Below are 15,719 nucleotides of genomic sequence, written 5' to 3'. Positions count from 1 at the left end.
CACGCGTGCGACCGCGTCGCGGCCGCTCGAAAGCGCGACAACGCGACGACTTGTCACAGCCTTGTGAACACGCGCGCGGTATCGATCGCCGCGCAAATCATCGCGCGTTCGATCAAGCGCGCGCCAATGACGGCGCACGATTCGGTTCCCTTCGTTGCTACGCCTCGCGGCGCATAGCGAAACGGCCGCACAACGCGGCGCGGCCGTTCTCCTATGCGTCTATCAGCACGGTCCTAGATCCTTTTAGGGCCATGGCACTCCCGTTGTTGTGAGACTGAATCGCCTGGGGCGTTTCCCATAGGGCCGCGTTGCGACCCTAGCCGGAAACGTCACGCTAATCGACGCGCGTCACGGGAACGGAACAAGCCTCGCCTAGCGTCATGGCCGCGCGTTCGGCCGTCGTCGCATCAGGGAACGAGTCCACGTATTGAGCGGGCTTGAAATCAGCCGAGTCGTTGTGCCGCGTGTAAACAGCGAAACCCGGTTCAACCGGGTCGCGCTGCCATTCGATACCGATAACCGGACCGGAAAAAATCTCTGCCATGGTCGGAGTCCTCAATAGTAGCAGTGACGGAAAACGATATCGCCAGCGTCGCTTGACGTGAGATAGCCGCGCACGCGGCAGCCGCGATAATTGCAATAGGCCGGGATGCTAAACGCCGTGTCAGCCTCGCCCGTGACAAATGCCGTTATGAGAACGTCGCCAGCGTGCGACTCCCAATGGCAGTTTTGGACCTTGCTAATCGTCGGGCCTCCTAACCAGCGCGCAAACCAAAGGGTCGCGCCGTCTTTTTGGGGTTCCGAATAATCCGCGCGATAACGCATTGTCTGATTGCCTTTCGAGTTAGAGCGGAGTGCAGGCAATGCCCGCGACGACGAGGACGATTCCAGTGCAGAGCGCGACGCAAACGAGGCGCATCAATTGACCGGCATAAATTGCGACCATGTGCCGACCTCAATAGACGGTGGAAACAAACATAACGGTCGCGGTGCGATACGGCCGAAACTCGAAAGCATCTCCATGCGAGTCGAGACGGCCGCGCACGGCGCTAAGCCCCATTGCCTGCTTTGCAGCGCGCATAATGGCACGGTCGGAAGCGCCAACCGGGAACGTCAGAGTCGCGCGCTTAACCCATGAATAGTTAGCCTCGCCTCCGAACGTATCGGTCAACTCAACGTCCATTTTGAACGTTTCGCGCTTGATGGATTTTTTGACTCGCGCGTAGTCGCCAGACGATTTGTAATAGGTCCCATGATAGGTATCGCCAGACACGGCTTGCACGGTGATTGCGACGCGCTCGCCTCCGAAGTTGTCGCGGTATGTGCGGCCGAACGTGACGCGGCCTAGTTCCTCGCCCGTCCAAGTCGTCGCCATTGCCTTGTCGCGGCTGATGTAAAGGAAATAGCGGTCCGGCTTGTCGCGCGAAAACTCGAATACCTCTAACGCGCTCCGTTCCTCATTCGAGGGCGGGTTAAGATGCGAGGGGACCTCCGAAGGGTGATAGCTTGTGCGGTCGCCAAGCCAATCATTGAAGGCGGAAAGGCGGTTGCGGATATCGTTCGCGGTTTCTGCGGAGATAGCCATTAGAGATAAACCTTTCCGTCGCTGCCAACATAGGAGTCACGTCCGCCGCACGCGCGCGCGGCCTTAGACAGTTGTTCGCCTAGTGATTGATCTTTGAGCGCGGACCGCTTTGCACATGCGGCGTTCCATGCTGCATTGTCGCCAGACTTAGAAGCCGCGACCATTTCCGCCGTTAGCGACTCGTATTCGTCGGAGTCGTTCTCAAGTTGCGCGCGGTCCCAATAGCCGCAACCGTGGCCGTTGCGCGTGTACCAATAATCCCGCCCGGCCTGCTCGGAGTCGTAGTTGTCGCGCTCATAAGCGGAGTCCAAAAGCGCGGCGTTGTCGCGTTGGAATGATTCACAATCTCGAATGATGGACTCGAGCGTGTCGGCCGCGAGGTCGGAAAAGCCAAACGAGTTTCCGCCCTCAAAGCGCGACTCCATGGTCGCCATGTTGAACACAACAGACGGCATTTCCCGCGCGCCGTCGCTGTCGTCGCATAGTTGTTCCTCATCCGTGAAAAACAACGCCTCAATATAACCGCGCGTGAAACCGTCTAGCGCGTTGAACGTGCGCTGATGCTCTACGCTGCCAATTTCCAAGATAAATTCGGGCATGGGTTAGCCTTCCATCCAATCGGCTGTAACGTTGTCGAAAAGCAGTGCGTGGCAGTCTTGAGACATTGCGAGCGCGGCGGGACCGTCGTCCTGTTCGGGGCAGTCGGTATCGACAAGGTCGCCCGATGCATCAAATTCGAACCAATAAGCGCGCGTTGCGCGGAGTGTGCTGCACGGCCATCGCGCGTTGAACGACGCGACCTCTGCCCGTGACACAATCACCTTGCGGCCAACAATCCGCATTGGTCGCGCCCTCATTCGCCGAAATGGAAAATGCGGGCGTAGTCGAGCAAGATCGACTCGACGTTATGCGAGTTGCCGGGAATCCAGCGCGTCCAAGGCTTGAACCAATCTTGGTATTCGATGACGGCGGACTCGGGCTCGCAATGCTCCGATAGATTGCCGACGATACGGACGGCAGGTCCGCCGGTGCAAAGCAGGATGCAATATTCCGCCGGTGCGCGGTCCGCGTCGCGGCTGTACGGGTTAAACCATCCGGTGCGGACCTCTACGCTAAGCGCGTCATCCTCAATTGCTTGGCGCGCCTTATCGGTCGCGTCGTCGTCGCGGTTGTTTTCGGCTTTGCGGAGCGCAGAGACCATTTCAACGATTGAATGGAATTGCGCGATTGCCTGAGAGAGTCCGCCGTCGTCACGAGTCGTCATGATTGAATGCCTGGGGTTAATTGAGAGGGGGAAAGGCGAGGGGACGCGGCGCTTTGCCAACGGGCCGCGATTGGTCGGGGCTGATGCCGCTCGAAACGACGCGGAAAACCGCAATGCCGTTTGCTTCCAAGGTCGCAAGCTTGGCGCGGCTGATACCCTCCGCGAAGCGCGCGCGATCCTTTGCGCGCTCGCAAGCGGTCGCCTCATCCCGTGCGAAAAGGGAAATGTGAAAGTCGCAACCCGTCGCGATACGGCGGACCGTGACGTTAAATCGGGTTGTCTTGATTGAGTGCAGCATGGGCCTTCCATCCGTTGATTGCGACGGGCCATCCGTCGTTAGGCAGTCCATACCGATTAAAACAGGCTGACGTCAATCGCTATCAACGGATGAAAAACGGACGGGCCATGGCAGGCCGGTCTAAAGCCGGAAAGAATGTAAAAGAAAGCGGTTTTTGAAAAGAAAGCGCAGCAATATCAATGCGCTAGACCTCGACTCACCAGGCTGTTTTGAGCCCGCTCGAATAGCAGGGAAAGCGGCCGAGATCGAAAGCGAAAGCGCTTTCAAATCGTTGATATCATTGCGTTATCTAGCGTGAGGCCAGGCCTATGCACGTGCTCGGTTGTGGCCCGAATACAACCGATGGTTACAGCCGATTTGATATCAATCGAAAGGGGACAGAAGCGATCTTCTATAAATACGTCAATCACTAGAATATTCTTCTGATATTGCGGCGCACAACGGTATTTGGGTCCTTCTGAGCGGCACCCCCATGCGGGTGACGTGCGACCGCCCGATCCCGCCAGATACAAAATTTCAAAAGTGAGTTTCTGTTCTCGGATGGGTTGTGGCGGGGGAGGACCCAGGCGGTTGTAAAAACCAAGTATTGGCGATTTTTTCCGGCTTAAGCGGATGTTTTGCCCCAAACACCCCGGCCTGCTCACGGAACGCCCTCGAAGGCAACTTTGGCGGATTTACGCCGGATGGGAGATCGGATCGGGCCCGACACGTCCGTTGGGGTCCGCTCTCTTCAGGTCGCAATTTGGAGCGACCGAGATGCCCTTCAAGGACCCTGAAGCCAAGCGCGCGTGGCGTAGAGCCAATCGCGAACGCCAGAATGAGCACCACCGCAAATACCGGGCAGGGAAGCCCGCAGCGGAGGCCAATCGGATCGAAAAGCAGAAGCTCGCGAACCGCATCATGAGCCTGTTCAGGGCGAACATCGCTGCGTACCTCAAGAAGAACCCGCCGAGCGAAGACAAGAATGCTCGGCATCGCCGGAAGCTCCGCGATCTTGTCATCGACTGCCTGGGCGGCCGTTGCGAATGGTGCGGTCTCGACGAACCGCTCTGTCTTGAGGTCGATCACATCAAGCCGGTGCATCGGCGCACCAACGGGATCACCAATTGGCAGAACCTCGACTTCTATCGCGCCATCTTGCGCGGCGAGGACGACAACGCGCAGCTTCTTTGCGCCAACTGCCACATGATCAAGACCCGCCTGCAACGTGAGCACACGCTTACGCCTTCTGCGGAGCAGTTCGAGCCTTGGGATACCGAAACGGCCTCGAACGACAACATCCGGTCTGAGACCGTATCGCTCCAAATCGGAGCAATCGCAGCATGATCGTCATTGGCCTCAAGGGTCTTATCGGGTCCGGCAAAACCACCGTGGCCCGCCATCTCATCGAGAACCACGGGTTTGTACGCGGCCGGTTCGCTGGCGCGCTGAAGGACATGCTGCGCGCCTACCTGCGTTACCGGCGCTGCGACGAAGCCACCATCGAGCGCATGATCGACGGCGACCTGAAGGAACAGCCGTCGCCCTGGCTGGGCGGCAAGTCACCCCGACACGCCATGGAAGGGCTCGGGGGCCTTTGGGGCCGCGATCACATGGGCTCGGACTTCTTCATCGGCACCGAGACCGACCGGCTCTACATGCAGGCACCGCCCCGCGTCGTCTTCGAGGACGTGCGGTACGCCAATGAGGGTGAAGGCATCGACCGCATGGGCGGTTGGGTGGTCGAGATCGTCCGCCCCGGCCTGATCCCCCAGGAACACCGCACCGAGAAGGCGCAGGCCGACGTGAAGGCCCATCGCTCGGTCATGAACTACCAAGGCGACATGGCGTCCACCTATCGGCAGATGGACATCGTCGTCACCGATCTGATCGCACGGACCGACCGCAGCAACGTGATCGGCTGATCATGGGCAAGACCGTCAACCGACAAGAGCTTGCGGACATCTTCGGCTATTCGCTGCCGACGATCTCCGCATGGGTCGAGAACGGAATGCCGGTCAAGTCGCACGGCGGCCGTGGCAAGCAGTTCGAGTTCGATACGGAAGACGTGCTGAAGTGGCTGCTCGCGCGTGAGCGCGCAGAGCGCAAGGCGCATACGGCCGCGACGCTGAAGGAAGGCGGCGAAGAGATCACCATCGACAAGGCGCGGCTCCGCAATGAGATCGCGAAAGCGAAGCTATCCGAGTTGGAGTTGGCGACGAAGATGGAGCTTGTGCGCCCCATCGACATGGTTGCCAAGGTGCTCTCGAATGAGATCGCGAACGCACGCGCGCGCCTGCTCGGCATCCCATCCAAACTACGGCCTGCGATCCAACTCGAAGTCGGCGCGCCCGAAGGCACGAAGAAGCTGGTCAACGAAGTTGAGCGGCTGATCCTCGAAGCACTGAACGAAATCAAGATGTCGGCGGATGATCCGGTCGAGGATGAGCCTCACGTCGAGCCGCCGTCCGAACCTGTCGAGCAGGACGAAGAAGAAGATGACGACGAGTGAGTTCAAGCCTTCGTGGATGAAGTGGCCGCCTAACAGTTGCGAAGTCTGCACCGCCTGGAAACGGGAAGGGGAGTGGTATGGCGTGTGTCAGCGTGCCGCCTCGATCCATTTTGACCAGCCCACCGATGCGCGTCAGCGCTGCCCCGAATATCAGCGCAAGCCGGATGCCTAATGACTTCCGCCGTCGCCGTCGTCGATGAATTTCGTGAGGACGCTGCGTATGAAGCTCGGCTTCGTGCGCAGGTCCGCGAGATTATTGCGCAGAGCTTCAGTCCGCCGCCGAAGTTGACCGTCTCGGAGTGGGCGGACGAATACCGCGTGCTCTCGCCGGAAGCGTCTTCCGAGCCGGGCAAGTGGTCAACTGCTCGGGTCGAGCCGTCGCGCGGCATCATGGATGCCTTCGCCGATCCCGAGATCGAGATCATCACCTGTATGGTCGCGGCGCAGACGGTGAAGACGGAAGTCATCAACAACGTGGCTGGCTTCCACGTCCATCTCGACCCCTGCCCGATGCTCATTCTGCAACCGACGTTGCAGATGGCCGAAGCCTACTCGAAGGATCGTCTCGCGCCGATGATCCGCGACACGCCTCCGCTCGCGGCGAAGCTTGGCAACAGCGCGCGCGACTCCGAAGACACGATCCTTCACAAGAAATATGCGGGCGGCCATATCACCATGGCGGGCGCAAACTCGCCTGCATCGCTCGCGTCGCGTCCGATCCGCATTCTGCTCTGCGACGAAGTTGATCGCTATGAGGCGAGCGCCGGTAAGGAAGGCGACCCGGTCTCGCTCGCCATCGAGCGAACGACGACGTTCTGGAATCGCAAGATCGCGCTCGTTTCGACGCCGACCATTAAGGGCGCGTCGCGCATCGAGTCCTCCTATGAGGAAAGCGATCAGCGCCGGTTCTTTGTGCCGTGCCCGAAGTGCGGCCACATGCAACATCTGCGGTGGGCGCAGGTTCGATGGCCCGACAACGACCCGATGTCGGCGCGCTATCACTGCGAATACAGCGATCCCGACACTGGCGAACTGTGCGATCACGGATGGAGCGAGGCCGAGCGGCTGAAGGCTATCCAGCGCGGCGTGTGGATCGCCACGAAGCCGGAAGTAAAGGGCCATGCGGGCTTCCATCTGAACCGTATCGCGTCGCCTTGGCGTGCGCTTGGCGAGATGGCGCGCGACTTCGTGTTGGTCAAGAAGCATCCCGAGCGTCTGAAGACTTGGGTGAACACGCGCCTCGCGGAGACGTGGGAAGAGCGCGGCGAGCGCGCTAACCCGGACTCGATCTATGCCCGCCGCGAAGAGTATGACGCCGCGATCATCCTCCCGGCCGGTGTCGGCTGCATCACTGGATCGGTGGATATTCAGGACGACCGCGCCGAAATCGAGTGGTGCGGTTGGGGCCAGGACGATGAATCGTGGTCGCTCGACTACAAGGTCCACTATGGCGCGCCCAACTCTCCCGGCTTTTGGGAGGTCGTCGATAACGCCTTGCTGCGGACGTTCAAGCATCCGTCTGGCGTCGAGATGCGCGTAGAAGCGGCCTGCATCGACTCTGGCGGCCACTTCACGCAGCACGTGTACAACTTTGTCAGGCCGCGCATCGCTCGCCGCGTCTACGCCATTAAGGGCATCGGCGGACCCGGCCGCCCGATCTGGCCGGTGAAGGGCACCGTCAATAAGGCGAAGAACGTCACGATCTTCGTCCTGGGCGTCGATCAGGCCAAGGATATGCACTATAAGCGGCTCGAAGTGAAAGAGCCCGGTCCCGGCTACTGCCATTTCCCGCTGCTCGAAAACTATGACAAGAAGTTCTTCGAGGGCCTGACCGCCGAAAAGGCCGTGCTGAAGACCGATAGGAAGGGCTTCGTCACGAAGGAATGGCACAAGGTCCATCAGCGCAACGAACCGCTCGATCTCCGCGTCTACAATATCGCGGCGCGGCTCTCGCTCGGCATCAATATGGAGCGCCGATTGATGGCTTTGCGCATGGCGGCTGCAAATGCGCTGAATGCTGCGCCGCGACCGTCCGTTCAGGTTGATGAACCGGCTCCTGCGCCTCCGCAGGCCGCCCCTGGCCGGCGTCGCATCCGCAGTCGTGGCGTTGAATCTTAAGAAATGAGCCGCTAGATGAAAAGCATGATGACCAAGGACGATGTCCGAGCCGCCCGCATCAAGTTGGGCCAGATGTGGAAGCCGGGCGGCGGCCCGCTGACGGCGCAAGAGCTTGTGCGCGCCCTCGGTTTGTCCGAAGACCACGGCACCGACCATGTTTACAACATGGAAAAGGGCAAATCGGCCGTGTCCGGCACGATTGAGATGCTTCTGCGCATCTATCTCGCCGGTGGAGTGCCGCCGGACGATGTCGTGATCTTCAAAGACACGCCAAAGCGAGCGCGCTAGGTGGTCTTTTCGGCAACAAACTTCCGGCTGTGCGCTGTAAGCGGACGGTCGTTGGCATAGACAGGAATGTCCAAGATGGGCCACTTGTGCCGTTTTGGACACCTCCTTTGCGAAAGCCGCTACAGCGGCCGAGAGCGATCACTTCGCAAACCTTATCCTAAGACGTGAGGCCACAAGCTCCGGAACAAAATTGGAGATGTCGCCGCCCATTCCCGCGATCTGCCGCACCAAGGTTGCTTTGATGGGGCGCATCATCGGCGATGCTGGGAGAAATACGGTCTTTACCTCTGGCATAATAGTTTCGTTCATTCCCGCCATCTGCATCTCGTAGTCGAGATCGGAGCCGTCGCGTAAGCCCCGGATCAGAATCGAGGCGTGAACACGTTTCGCCGTGGTCACCACCAGATCATTGTAGGTTATGCAGTCAATCTCACAGCAAACTTGAGCCGCCACTGGCAGGATCACCGCCTGCACCATCTCGATCCGCTCCTCGCTCGAAAATAGCGGCTTCTTGCCGGGATTGATGCCAATAGCCACCACTAGTCGATCAACCAATGCCGCGGCCCGGCGGATCACGTCGAGGTGCCCATTGGTCACCGGGTCGAACGTCCCCGGGTAGAGCGCAATCCGCATCCTGCTCTCCTCGACTACACACATCTGCTACCTCAAAAACACGTCCACCCGACCTATATCATGTGCTGTAGCTCGCTATCATGCTAGGGGCGTTCATGAGTCCGCTGTGGTCAAAAGCGGCAAGACCCTGGATAAGCTCAACATTTCCGGTCAGCCCCGGAAAGCGGAAGCCCGCACGAATTGAGGTCACGCTAAGGGAGATCGGAACGATCTCTTGCGAGCGAGCCATGTCCCGTAGCTTCGGGTCATGGCAAAGACCGTCGAAGAGCAGCTTGAAGAGACCCTAACCTCGATCAACACGGTCGAGCAGAACGGTCAGCGTTACACGATCAAGGATCGTGAGCTTTGGCGCGCCGATCTGCGCCAACTCGATCAACGCGCTCAGCGCCTCGAAAAGCAGGCTGAGCGCGCCAAGCGGGGCGGTCTCCGCATTCAGCGGGTGATCCCGCTGTGATTAAGCCCGTCGCCCCGACTCTGATTGACCGCTTTCTGGCGGGGGTCGCGCCCAACTTCGCGACGCGCCGCTACCATGCGCGCCTCTCGCTCAACTACATGGGCCAATATGCCGGTGCGAAGTCGAACCGTGCGGCCCTGAAGGCGTGGAAGACGCATCCCGGCTCGGCCGATTCCGACTCGCTGGGCGATCTCCCGGCGCTGCGCAGCCGCTCGCGCGATCTCGGCCGCAACAACCCCATCGCCGCCGGTGCGAAGCAAACCTCGAAGAGCAACGTCGTCGGCACCGGCCTGCGCGTTCGCTCGAAGCTGAACCCGAAGCTGCTCGGCCTCTCGCCGGGAGCCGCCGAGTTGTGGGAGCGCAAGACCGAGACGCTGTTCGACCTTTGGGCGCAGTCCAAGCTCTGCGACATCACCCTGACGCAGAACTTCTATGAGCTTCAGGGCCTCGTTTTCAACGCCGTGTTCGAATCCGGTGACACGTTCGTCCTGCGCCGCACGCCGAAGCGCCCGAACGCCGTTGTGCCGCTCGCGCTCAACGTGGTCGAGGCCGATCGCGTCGGAACGCCGAACGAGTTGCAGGGCGACTACCTGATCCGCGACGGTGTCAAGATCGACGAAGACGGCGCGCCGGTCAGCTACTTTGTGCTCAATGAGCACCCCGGCGAGCGCGTCACGTACACGATCAACGGCTTCACGGAAGTCCCGGCCTTCGGCAAGAAGTCCGGCGAGCAGATGGTGCTCCATATCTTCGAGCGCATGCGCCCCGGCCTGAACCGTGGCATTCCGCAGCTTGCCCCCGTCATCGAAATCCTGAAGCAACTCGACCGCTACAGCGAAGCCGAGTTGATGAAGGCCGTCGTGTCTTCGTTCTTCACTGTCTTCCTGAAGACCCAGGGCGACGATGGGATCGCACCGGCCATTCAGGGCGCGTATCCCGGCATGGGCGCGAACGATGTCACGATGGGACCTGGCACTATCGTTGACATCGGCACCGACGAAGAGATTCAGACGGCGCAGCCTGCGAACACCGCGAACTTCGATCCGTTCTTCCAATCCGTCGTGAGGCAGATTGGCGTCGCGCTGTCGATCCCGTTCGAACTGCTCATGATGCACTTCACGGCGAGCTACAGCGCGTCGAGGGCGTCGCTTGAGATGGCCGCGCAGTTCTTCCGCGACCGCCGCATTTGGCTCGTCCGCAACCTCTGCGTCCCCGTTTACGAGTGGTTCCTGACCGACGCGATCAACGCTGGCCTGATTGAGGCTCCCGGCTTCTTCAACGATCCCGTGAAGCGTGCAGCTTGGCTCGGCGCTCAGTGGATCGGCCCCGCGCGGATCATCCTCGACCCGCTCAAGGAATGGAAGGCCGAGACTGAAGCGGTCGGCCTGGGCGCACGCACCATCGAGCAGGTCATCATCGAGCGCGGTGGCGACGACTTCGAGCAGACCACGGCGCAGCGCGCCCGCGAGCATCAGGCCCGCGCGGCTGCGAAGCTCGAACCCGAAATCCTCGCGCCGTCCGGCATGGGCTCGCAAGTCAAGGAAGACGTGAGCGAGAACCGCGAAGACGACGAAGAGACCCCGACGCCGAAGAAGCCCGAGAAGAAGCAATGACCGTCAACGTTCGCAACCCGCTGATCTTCGACGCCGCTCTCACGGCGAATTGGGCCATGGAAGAAGTCGCTCTGCGCCAGATCATGGAGATCGCCGCGCGCGAGAACCAAATCACGCCGCAGATGCTCGAAGCCTATCGCGGCCAAGAGCTTGAGCGCGCGGACCGTGCGACCCGGCGCGGCAACGTCGCCGTGATCGACGTGGCTGGCCCTCTGTTCAAGCGCGCGAACCTCATGACGACGTTCTGCGGCGCGACTGCTTACGAGACGGTGCGTCGCGACCTTCAGGCCGCAATGGACAACGCTTCGATCACTGCGATCCTGCTCAACATCCATTCGCCTGGGGGCGAAGCCGCTGGCGTTGCGGAGCTTGCCACGGCCATCAACGAAGTGCGCGGCCGTAAGCGCATCCTCTCCTATGCGGGCGATCAGGCGGCCTCCGCTGCGTTCTGGTTGGGCACCGCGTCGGACGAGTTCCTGATCGGGCCGACCGCTGCGCTCGGTTCGATGGGCGTCGTCGCGGGCTACAGAGACACTTCCGCGCAAGATGCGGCGCGCGGCATCAAGACCATCGAGTTTGTGTCTTCGCAGTCGCCCTACAAGCGCGTGGACATCAACACCCAGGAAGGCCGCGACCGCGTGCAAGCGCGCGTTGACGCAATGGCCGCCGTGTTCGTCGAGACGGTCGCGAAGTATCGCGGCGTGAGCGTCGAACATGCACTCGAACATTTCGGGCAGGGCGATGTCCTGATCGGCAAGGCGGCGGTGGATGCCGGGATGGCCGATGGCGTCGCGACGTTCGAACAGGTTCTCGCGAGCTTGGCTCGCGGCGAAAGTCCGAAGGCTTCCTTCGGTTTTAACCCGGCCGCGCACGGCCAAAGTGGAGAAGTCGAGATGACCGAAGAAGAGAAGGCTGCGTTCGCAGCGCAGGTTCGCGCTGAAATGCAGGCCGAGATCGATGCCAAGGCAAAGGCGGATGCCGACGCCAAGGCGAAAGCCGAAGAGGAAGCCGCCGCAGCCGCAGCCGCAGCCGCCAGCGATCCCGTCGTTGTCGAGCGCAAGCGCGTCACCGAGATCATGGGCCTGACCCTGCCGGGTTACGAGGCCGCTGCCGCAAAGGCTATCGAAACGGGCTCTTCGGCTCATGAGTTCTCGGCCATGATCGTAGCCGCTGAAAAGGCCAAGCGCACCGAGCGCGCCGCTGACATCAAGTCGGACACCGAAGCCAACGCTGGCGTCGCTCCGTCTGCCGGTCAGGAACAGGCGCAGGGCGACGAAGCCGCCGCTAACGCAATTCTCGGCGCGATGAAGCTCGCGACCGGCAAGTAAGGAGCCTCAACGTGGCGAAGTTTGAGAACGAAGGCGCATACGTCCCGAGCATGCTCATGCTCGGTCATCACCGCGCGCGCAAGGTGACGATCAAGTCGGGCGCAGGCGTGCTCGGCGAGGGTACTGTGCTCGGTCAGGTCACGGCCGACAAGAAGTACCTGAAGTCCATCCTGGCCGCGAACGATGGTTCGCAGGTCCCCGATGCGATCCTGAGTGAGTCGGTCGATGCGACCGCCGCTGACGTGGAGGCCATCGTCTACATCGCTGGCGAAGTCGATCAGGACAAGCTGATCCTCGGTGCCGGACACACCCTCGGATCGGTGGATGCGGTCTTCCGCACGAAGTCGATCTGGCTCGTTAAGCCGATGGGCTAACCGAGACAACCTCGAAGAAAGCAACGGGAAGCCCTACTATGGACCTCTTTTCGACCACCGCCCTCAACCGTGTTGTCGAGGAACTGCCGCTCAACCCGGCGTTCTTCCTCAACACCTTCTTCACCACCGTCGAGACCTCTGACACCGAAGATGTCAAGTTCGACAAGGTGAAGGGCCGCCGCCTGATCTCGCCGCTCGTCTCGCCCGTCGTCGCGGGCAAGGTGATCCGCGAAGCTGGCTACAAGACTCAGTCGCTCGCGCCCGCCTACATCAAGGACAAGCGCGTCTTCAAGCCGTCCGGCCAGTTCAAGCGCCGTGCGGGCGAGAAGATCGGCGGCACGCTGACCCCCGAGCAGCGCCTTCAGGCGTCGGTCGGCTTCGCGGTCAACGAGCAGTTGGAGATGTGGATTCGCCGCCTCGAAGTCATGTCGGCCGAAGTTCTGCGCACCGGCAAGCTCGTTCTGAAGGGCGAGGACTATCCCGAGCAGGTCGTGGACTTCGAGCGCGAAGCCGAACTGAGCATCGTCCTGACGGGCCCCGACAAGTGGGACAACGCCGCTGTCAACCCGCTTAACGACATCGAAGATTGGGGTCAGATGATCTTCGACGCCTCCGCGCTGACCTGCCGTGACGTGTTCATGGCGAGCGACGTGTGGAAGACCGTGCGCGAGAAGATGGCGACCCCCGACACCGACGCAGTCGGCCGGGCGATGCGCCTTCAGATCGACACGACCAAGGAAACGCTGGAGTCGGCCCGTGCCTCTCTCGGCCCGATCCTGATCACCCCCGGCGTGCGTCTGGTTGCCGTGTTCGGCGACTATCGCCTGTGGGTCCACGCCGACAAGTACATCGATCCGCTCGACGGGTTGGAAAAGGAAGTGCTCCCGGCCGGTGAAGTCGTCATGGCTTCGCGCGAGATCGAGGGCGTCCGTCACTTCGGCGCGATCATGGACCTGAAGGCCGGTATCCAGGCCCGCGACTTCTTCGTGAAGTCCTGGGAGGAAGAGGACCCGTCCGTGCGGTACATCCTCGGCCAGTCCGCCCCGCTGATCGCGCCCTACCGCGTGAACGGCACCTTGGGCGCAAAGGTGAAGTAAGATGCCGTTGTATCGCGGCCTCGTAACGATCAAGCGTGACGGGAGGTATATTCCGCCCGGCACGCCCATCGAAATGAGCGAGAATGAAGCGAAAGCCCTCGGGCCTGCTCGCGTCAAGCTCGCTGAAGGTGTCGTCTCGGCCGTGGCCGAGATCGCTCTGGATTCGGCCAGCACGCTCGCTGGCTCCGAGTCCGCCGGTGATGCCCCCGGCGACGCGCCGTCCGCTGATGAAGTCCCTCCCGCCTCGCATCAGACGGACGGCGCGAGCACTCGCGTCGTGGACATCGCGTCCGCCATCGACCTGCTCGACGAAAAGAAGGACTTCTTCAAGTCCGGCGCTCGTCAGGGCAAGCCGAAGCAGAAGCCGATTGAAGAGATCGTCGGGTTCGATGTCACCGACGCCGAAATCGACGCTGCTCTGGCTTTGCGCGCTTCGGGCGTGTGATGCCGGTCGAGACCGACAACGATCTCCTGATCTTCCTCAACCCCGAAGAGTTCGGGGTTGAGGCGTCTTATGTGAGCCGCGATCCAGCCGTCGAGCCGAAGGACATCCCCGGCCAGTTCGACGACGAAGGAAGCAACTGGAATCCGAACCGTTGGAACGGGACGCAATTTCAGATGCAGATGGGCGCGAGCGTCACGTCAACCGGCCCGACGTTTCTCTGCCGCACGTCCGACCTGAATAAGGGCGGTCGCAAGGGCGAGAAGCTGACGATCAAGGGCCAAGAATATCGGATCGAGGACAAGCGACCGGACGGCACCGGCCTGACCTTGCTCTTGCTCATGGCGAACGACTGACATGGCCCATCCTCGCAAGCGCATCCGCGACGCATTCCGAACCCGGCTTGCTGATAGCGTTGACGGCGCGTACCGCACGGACGCGCAGAGCCGCGTGTATGCGAGCCGCATGGCTCCCGTGAGCGAGGAAGAGTTGAAAGAGGATGGCCCGGCCATTCTCGTCTACGCGCGCATGGAGAAGTACAACCCCGAGAAGGACTACGGGGTCGAGGGCGACGCGACCTATATCGAGCGCGAGTTGACGCTTGTCACGGAAGCGATGCTGCTCGGCGGCGAGACCGTTGACGACAAGCTCGACGACATCGCAGAGCAGATGGAAGCCGCGTTCGAGGGCTTCGTGATCCCCGGATTCGAGTCCGCTCGCCTGCGCCTGCTCGAGTCCGACATCGACGTGATCACCGAGCAGGTCAAGCGGCCCATTGGCGCTATCGGCCTCGTTTGGCAGGTCATCTATCGGACCGCATGGCGTCCGCGCGCGACGGCCGACAATCTCGACGCCGACATGGCGGACTTTCTGGCGGGCAGGTAATCATGGTCAAGTTTCTCCGCGATCCCGCGAGCACCGGCGGCGTTGCTGACCCCGAAGCGTCGGACATCGACCGGCGCGCGCAGGATGTCGTCAAGTTCGGCAAGATCAAGGAAGTGGACTACAAGCGGCAGCCCCCGGCCTACCGCGTCCTGATCGGTGACGAGAACGACGAAGACAATCACAACATCACGGATTGGCTCCCGGCTGGCGGCATGCGCGCGAAGGGCGACCGCGAGACGCACTTCCTTGAGAAGGGCGAGAAGGTCGTGCTGCTTGCCGAAGGCGGCGAGCTTGCGACTGCGCAGGTCTATCCGGCGGGCACGTACACGCCTGAGAACGAAGACGAGAAGGAAACGACCGACAAGGCGGGCGTCTGGCGCAAAATCTTCAACAAGCCGAAGAGCAACGACGGCGAGGGTGGCGAAGGCGGCGAGGGCGAAGGCGGCGGCGAGGAAGGCGGCGAGGGCGAGGAAGGCGAGGACGAAATCCTTGGCGAGATCAGCTATGACCGCAACACGGGCGATTGGCTGATCAAGGGCATCAAGAACAAGGGTTCGATCACGCTCGAAGGCTCGGGCTGCAAGATGGTCATGAAGGACGGCACGATCACGTTCACGGCGAAGAACTTCAAGGTCGAAATGGAAGAGAACGCCGAGATCGAGGCGGAAGACACTATCAAGACGAAGACCGGGCAGTCTCTCCATGAGGCCGACGTGTTCGCAGTCGCCGCCGCGACCTTCCTGGGCCTCGAAGATACTAGCGAGCGCCCGCAAGATAAGGTCGAAGTCGTCAGCGACATCCCGGCGCTCAGGACCTTCGCGAAGAAGGGCTGACAATAGGCGACCGGAT

General features: G+C 61.2%; 22 protein-coding genes. 15 read left to right on the top strand and 7 right to left on the bottom strand.

Translation table 11 applies throughout. The features are described from left to right. Nucleotides 1-334: 334 nt before the first annotated feature. The 6 genes from GGD67_RS18555 to GGD67_RS18530 form a co-directional block, all read right to left on the bottom strand. Nucleotides 335-544 (bottom strand): hypothetical protein, encoded by a 210-nt coding sequence (locus GGD67_RS18555; protein ID WP_179734839.1) that lies wholly within the window; start codon nucleotides 542-544, stop codon nucleotides 335-337. A gap of 411 nt (nucleotides 545-955) precedes the next feature. Beyond that, entirely contained in the window at nucleotides 956-1,585 is a 630-nt protein-coding gene (locus GGD67_RS39090; RefSeq protein WP_210286532.1) for a hypothetical protein, read from the bottom strand. After that, nucleotides 1,585-2,184 (bottom strand): hypothetical protein, encoded by a 600-nt coding sequence (locus GGD67_RS18545; RefSeq protein WP_179734837.1) that lies wholly within the window; start codon nucleotides 2,182-2,184, stop codon nucleotides 1,585-1,587. The genes GGD67_RS39090 and GGD67_RS18545 overlap by 1 nt, the downstream gene beginning before the upstream one ends. 3 nt (nucleotides 2,185-2,187) lie before the next feature. Beyond that, nucleotides 2,188-2,427 carry a hypothetical protein gene (locus GGD67_RS18540; RefSeq protein ID WP_179734835.1) on the bottom strand — a complete coding sequence of 80 codons (240 nt, stop codon included), beginning with the start codon at nucleotides 2,425-2,427 and terminating at the stop codon, nucleotides 2,188-2,190. Between the two features lie 11 nt (nucleotides 2,428-2,438). Further along, nucleotides 2,439-2,849, bottom strand: a complete 411-nt coding sequence (locus GGD67_RS18535; RefSeq protein WP_179734833.1) for a hypothetical protein — start codon at nucleotides 2,847-2,849, stop codon at nucleotides 2,439-2,441. 16 nt (nucleotides 2,850-2,865) lie between these two features. Then, on the bottom strand, nucleotides 2,866-3,147 hold the full coding sequence (locus GGD67_RS18530) for a hypothetical protein (RefSeq protein WP_179734831.1): 282 nt from the start codon (nucleotides 3,145-3,147) through the stop codon (nucleotides 2,866-2,868). A 756-nt stretch (nucleotides 3,148-3,903) separates the two neighbouring features. Here GGD67_RS18530 and GGD67_RS18525 point away from each other — a divergent pair. The 6 genes from GGD67_RS18525 to GGD67_RS18500 are packed head-to-tail and all read left to right on the top strand — an operon-like array spanning nucleotide 3,904 to nucleotide 8,044. Further along, complete coding sequence (locus GGD67_RS18525) at nucleotides 3,904-4,473, top strand: HNH endonuclease (RefSeq protein ID WP_179734829.1); 570 nt, start codon at nucleotides 3,904-3,906, stop codon at nucleotides 4,471-4,473. Beyond that, a complete protein-coding gene (locus GGD67_RS18520; RefSeq protein ID WP_179734827.1) occupies nucleotides 4,470-5,051 on the top strand; it encodes a deoxynucleotide monophosphate kinase in 582 nt (193 codons plus the stop codon). The genes GGD67_RS18525 and GGD67_RS18520 overlap by 4 nt, the downstream gene beginning before the upstream one ends. A 2-nt stretch (nucleotides 5,052-5,053) precedes the next feature. Continuing rightward, nucleotides 5,054-5,638, top strand: coding sequence for a terminase small subunit (locus tag GGD67_RS18515; RefSeq protein WP_179734825.1), 585 nt, complete (start codon nucleotides 5,054-5,056; stop codon nucleotides 5,636-5,638). After that, a complete protein-coding gene (locus GGD67_RS18510) occupies nucleotides 5,625-5,810 on the top strand; it encodes a hypothetical protein (RefSeq protein ID WP_179734823.1) in 186 nt (61 codons plus the stop codon). The genes GGD67_RS18515 and GGD67_RS18510 overlap by 14 nt, the downstream gene beginning before the upstream one ends. Beyond that, nucleotides 5,810-7,756 carry a phage terminase large subunit family protein gene (locus tag GGD67_RS18505; RefSeq protein WP_179734821.1) on the top strand — a complete coding sequence of 649 codons (1,947 nt, stop codon included), beginning with the start codon at nucleotides 5,810-5,812 and terminating at the stop codon, nucleotides 7,754-7,756. Before GGD67_RS18510 ends, GGD67_RS18505 begins: the two co-directional genes overlap by 1 nt. A 15-nt stretch (nucleotides 7,757-7,771) precedes the next feature. Further along, nucleotides 7,772-8,044, top strand: a complete 273-nt coding sequence (locus tag GGD67_RS18500) for a hypothetical protein (protein ID WP_179734819.1) — start codon at nucleotides 7,772-7,774, stop codon at nucleotides 8,042-8,044. Between the two features lie 138 nt (nucleotides 8,045-8,182). On the opposite strand, the gene coaD is transcribed toward GGD67_RS18500, so the two are convergent. Next, nucleotides 8,183-8,677 carry a pantetheine-phosphate adenylyltransferase gene (gene coaD / locus GGD67_RS18495; RefSeq protein ID WP_179734817.1) on the bottom strand — a complete coding sequence of 165 codons (495 nt, stop codon included), beginning with the start codon at nucleotides 8,675-8,677 and terminating at the stop codon, nucleotides 8,183-8,185. A 247-nt stretch (nucleotides 8,678-8,924) separates the two neighbouring features. On the opposite strand from coaD, the gene GGD67_RS18490 reads away from it, so the two are divergent. From GGD67_RS18490 to GGD67_RS18450, 9 genes are all read left to right on the top strand, one after another. Beyond that, nucleotides 8,925-9,131 (top strand): hypothetical protein, encoded by a 207-nt coding sequence (locus tag GGD67_RS18490; RefSeq protein ID WP_179734815.1) that lies wholly within the window; start codon nucleotides 8,925-8,927, stop codon nucleotides 9,129-9,131. Then, on the top strand, nucleotides 9,128-10,744 hold the full coding sequence (locus tag GGD67_RS18485; protein ID WP_312013740.1) for a phage portal protein: 1,617 nt from the start codon (nucleotides 9,128-9,130) through the stop codon (nucleotides 10,742-10,744). Before GGD67_RS18490 ends, GGD67_RS18485 begins: the two co-directional genes overlap by 4 nt. Continuing rightward, nucleotides 10,741-12,072, top strand: a complete 1,332-nt coding sequence (locus GGD67_RS18480; RefSeq protein ID WP_179734813.1) for a S49 family peptidase — start codon at nucleotides 10,741-10,743, stop codon at nucleotides 12,070-12,072. The genes GGD67_RS18485 and GGD67_RS18480 overlap by 4 nt, the downstream gene beginning before the upstream one ends. Nucleotides 12,073-12,083: 11 nt before the next feature. Continuing rightward, complete coding sequence (locus tag GGD67_RS18475; protein ID WP_312013739.1) at nucleotides 12,084-12,446, top strand: head decoration protein; 363 nt, start codon at nucleotides 12,084-12,086, stop codon at nucleotides 12,444-12,446. 38 nt (nucleotides 12,447-12,484) lie between these two features. Beyond that, complete coding sequence (locus GGD67_RS18470) at nucleotides 12,485-13,543, top strand: major capsid protein (protein ID WP_179734811.1); 1,059 nt, start codon at nucleotides 12,485-12,487, stop codon at nucleotides 13,541-13,543. Between the two features lies 1 nt (nucleotide 13,544). Next, entirely contained in the window at nucleotides 13,545-13,988 is a 444-nt protein-coding gene (locus GGD67_RS18465; RefSeq protein ID WP_179734809.1) for a hypothetical protein, read from the top strand. Next, a complete protein-coding gene (locus GGD67_RS18460) occupies nucleotides 13,988-14,341 on the top strand; it encodes a hypothetical protein (protein WP_179734807.1) in 354 nt (117 codons plus the stop codon). Before GGD67_RS18465 ends, GGD67_RS18460 begins: the two co-directional genes overlap by 1 nt. A gap of 109 nt (nucleotides 14,342-14,450) precedes the next feature. Next, a complete protein-coding gene (locus GGD67_RS18455) occupies nucleotides 14,451-14,870 on the top strand; it encodes a hypothetical protein (RefSeq protein ID WP_246790829.1) in 420 nt (139 codons plus the stop codon). Nucleotides 14,871-14,872: 2 nt separating this feature from the next. Further along, nucleotides 14,873-15,703 (top strand): phage baseplate assembly protein V, encoded by an 831-nt coding sequence (locus tag GGD67_RS18450; RefSeq protein WP_179734803.1) that lies wholly within the window; start codon nucleotides 14,873-14,875, stop codon nucleotides 15,701-15,703. Nucleotides 15,704-15,719 lie beyond the last annotated feature (16 nt).

Source organism: Bradyrhizobium sp. IAR9, assembly GCF_013408065.1.
Taxonomy (GTDB): Bacteria; Pseudomonadota; Alphaproteobacteria; order Rhizobiales; family Xanthobacteraceae; genus Bradyrhizobium.
Note: the sequence above shows the minus strand (reverse complement) of the source record. Positions and strands in the feature narration are given on the sequence as shown.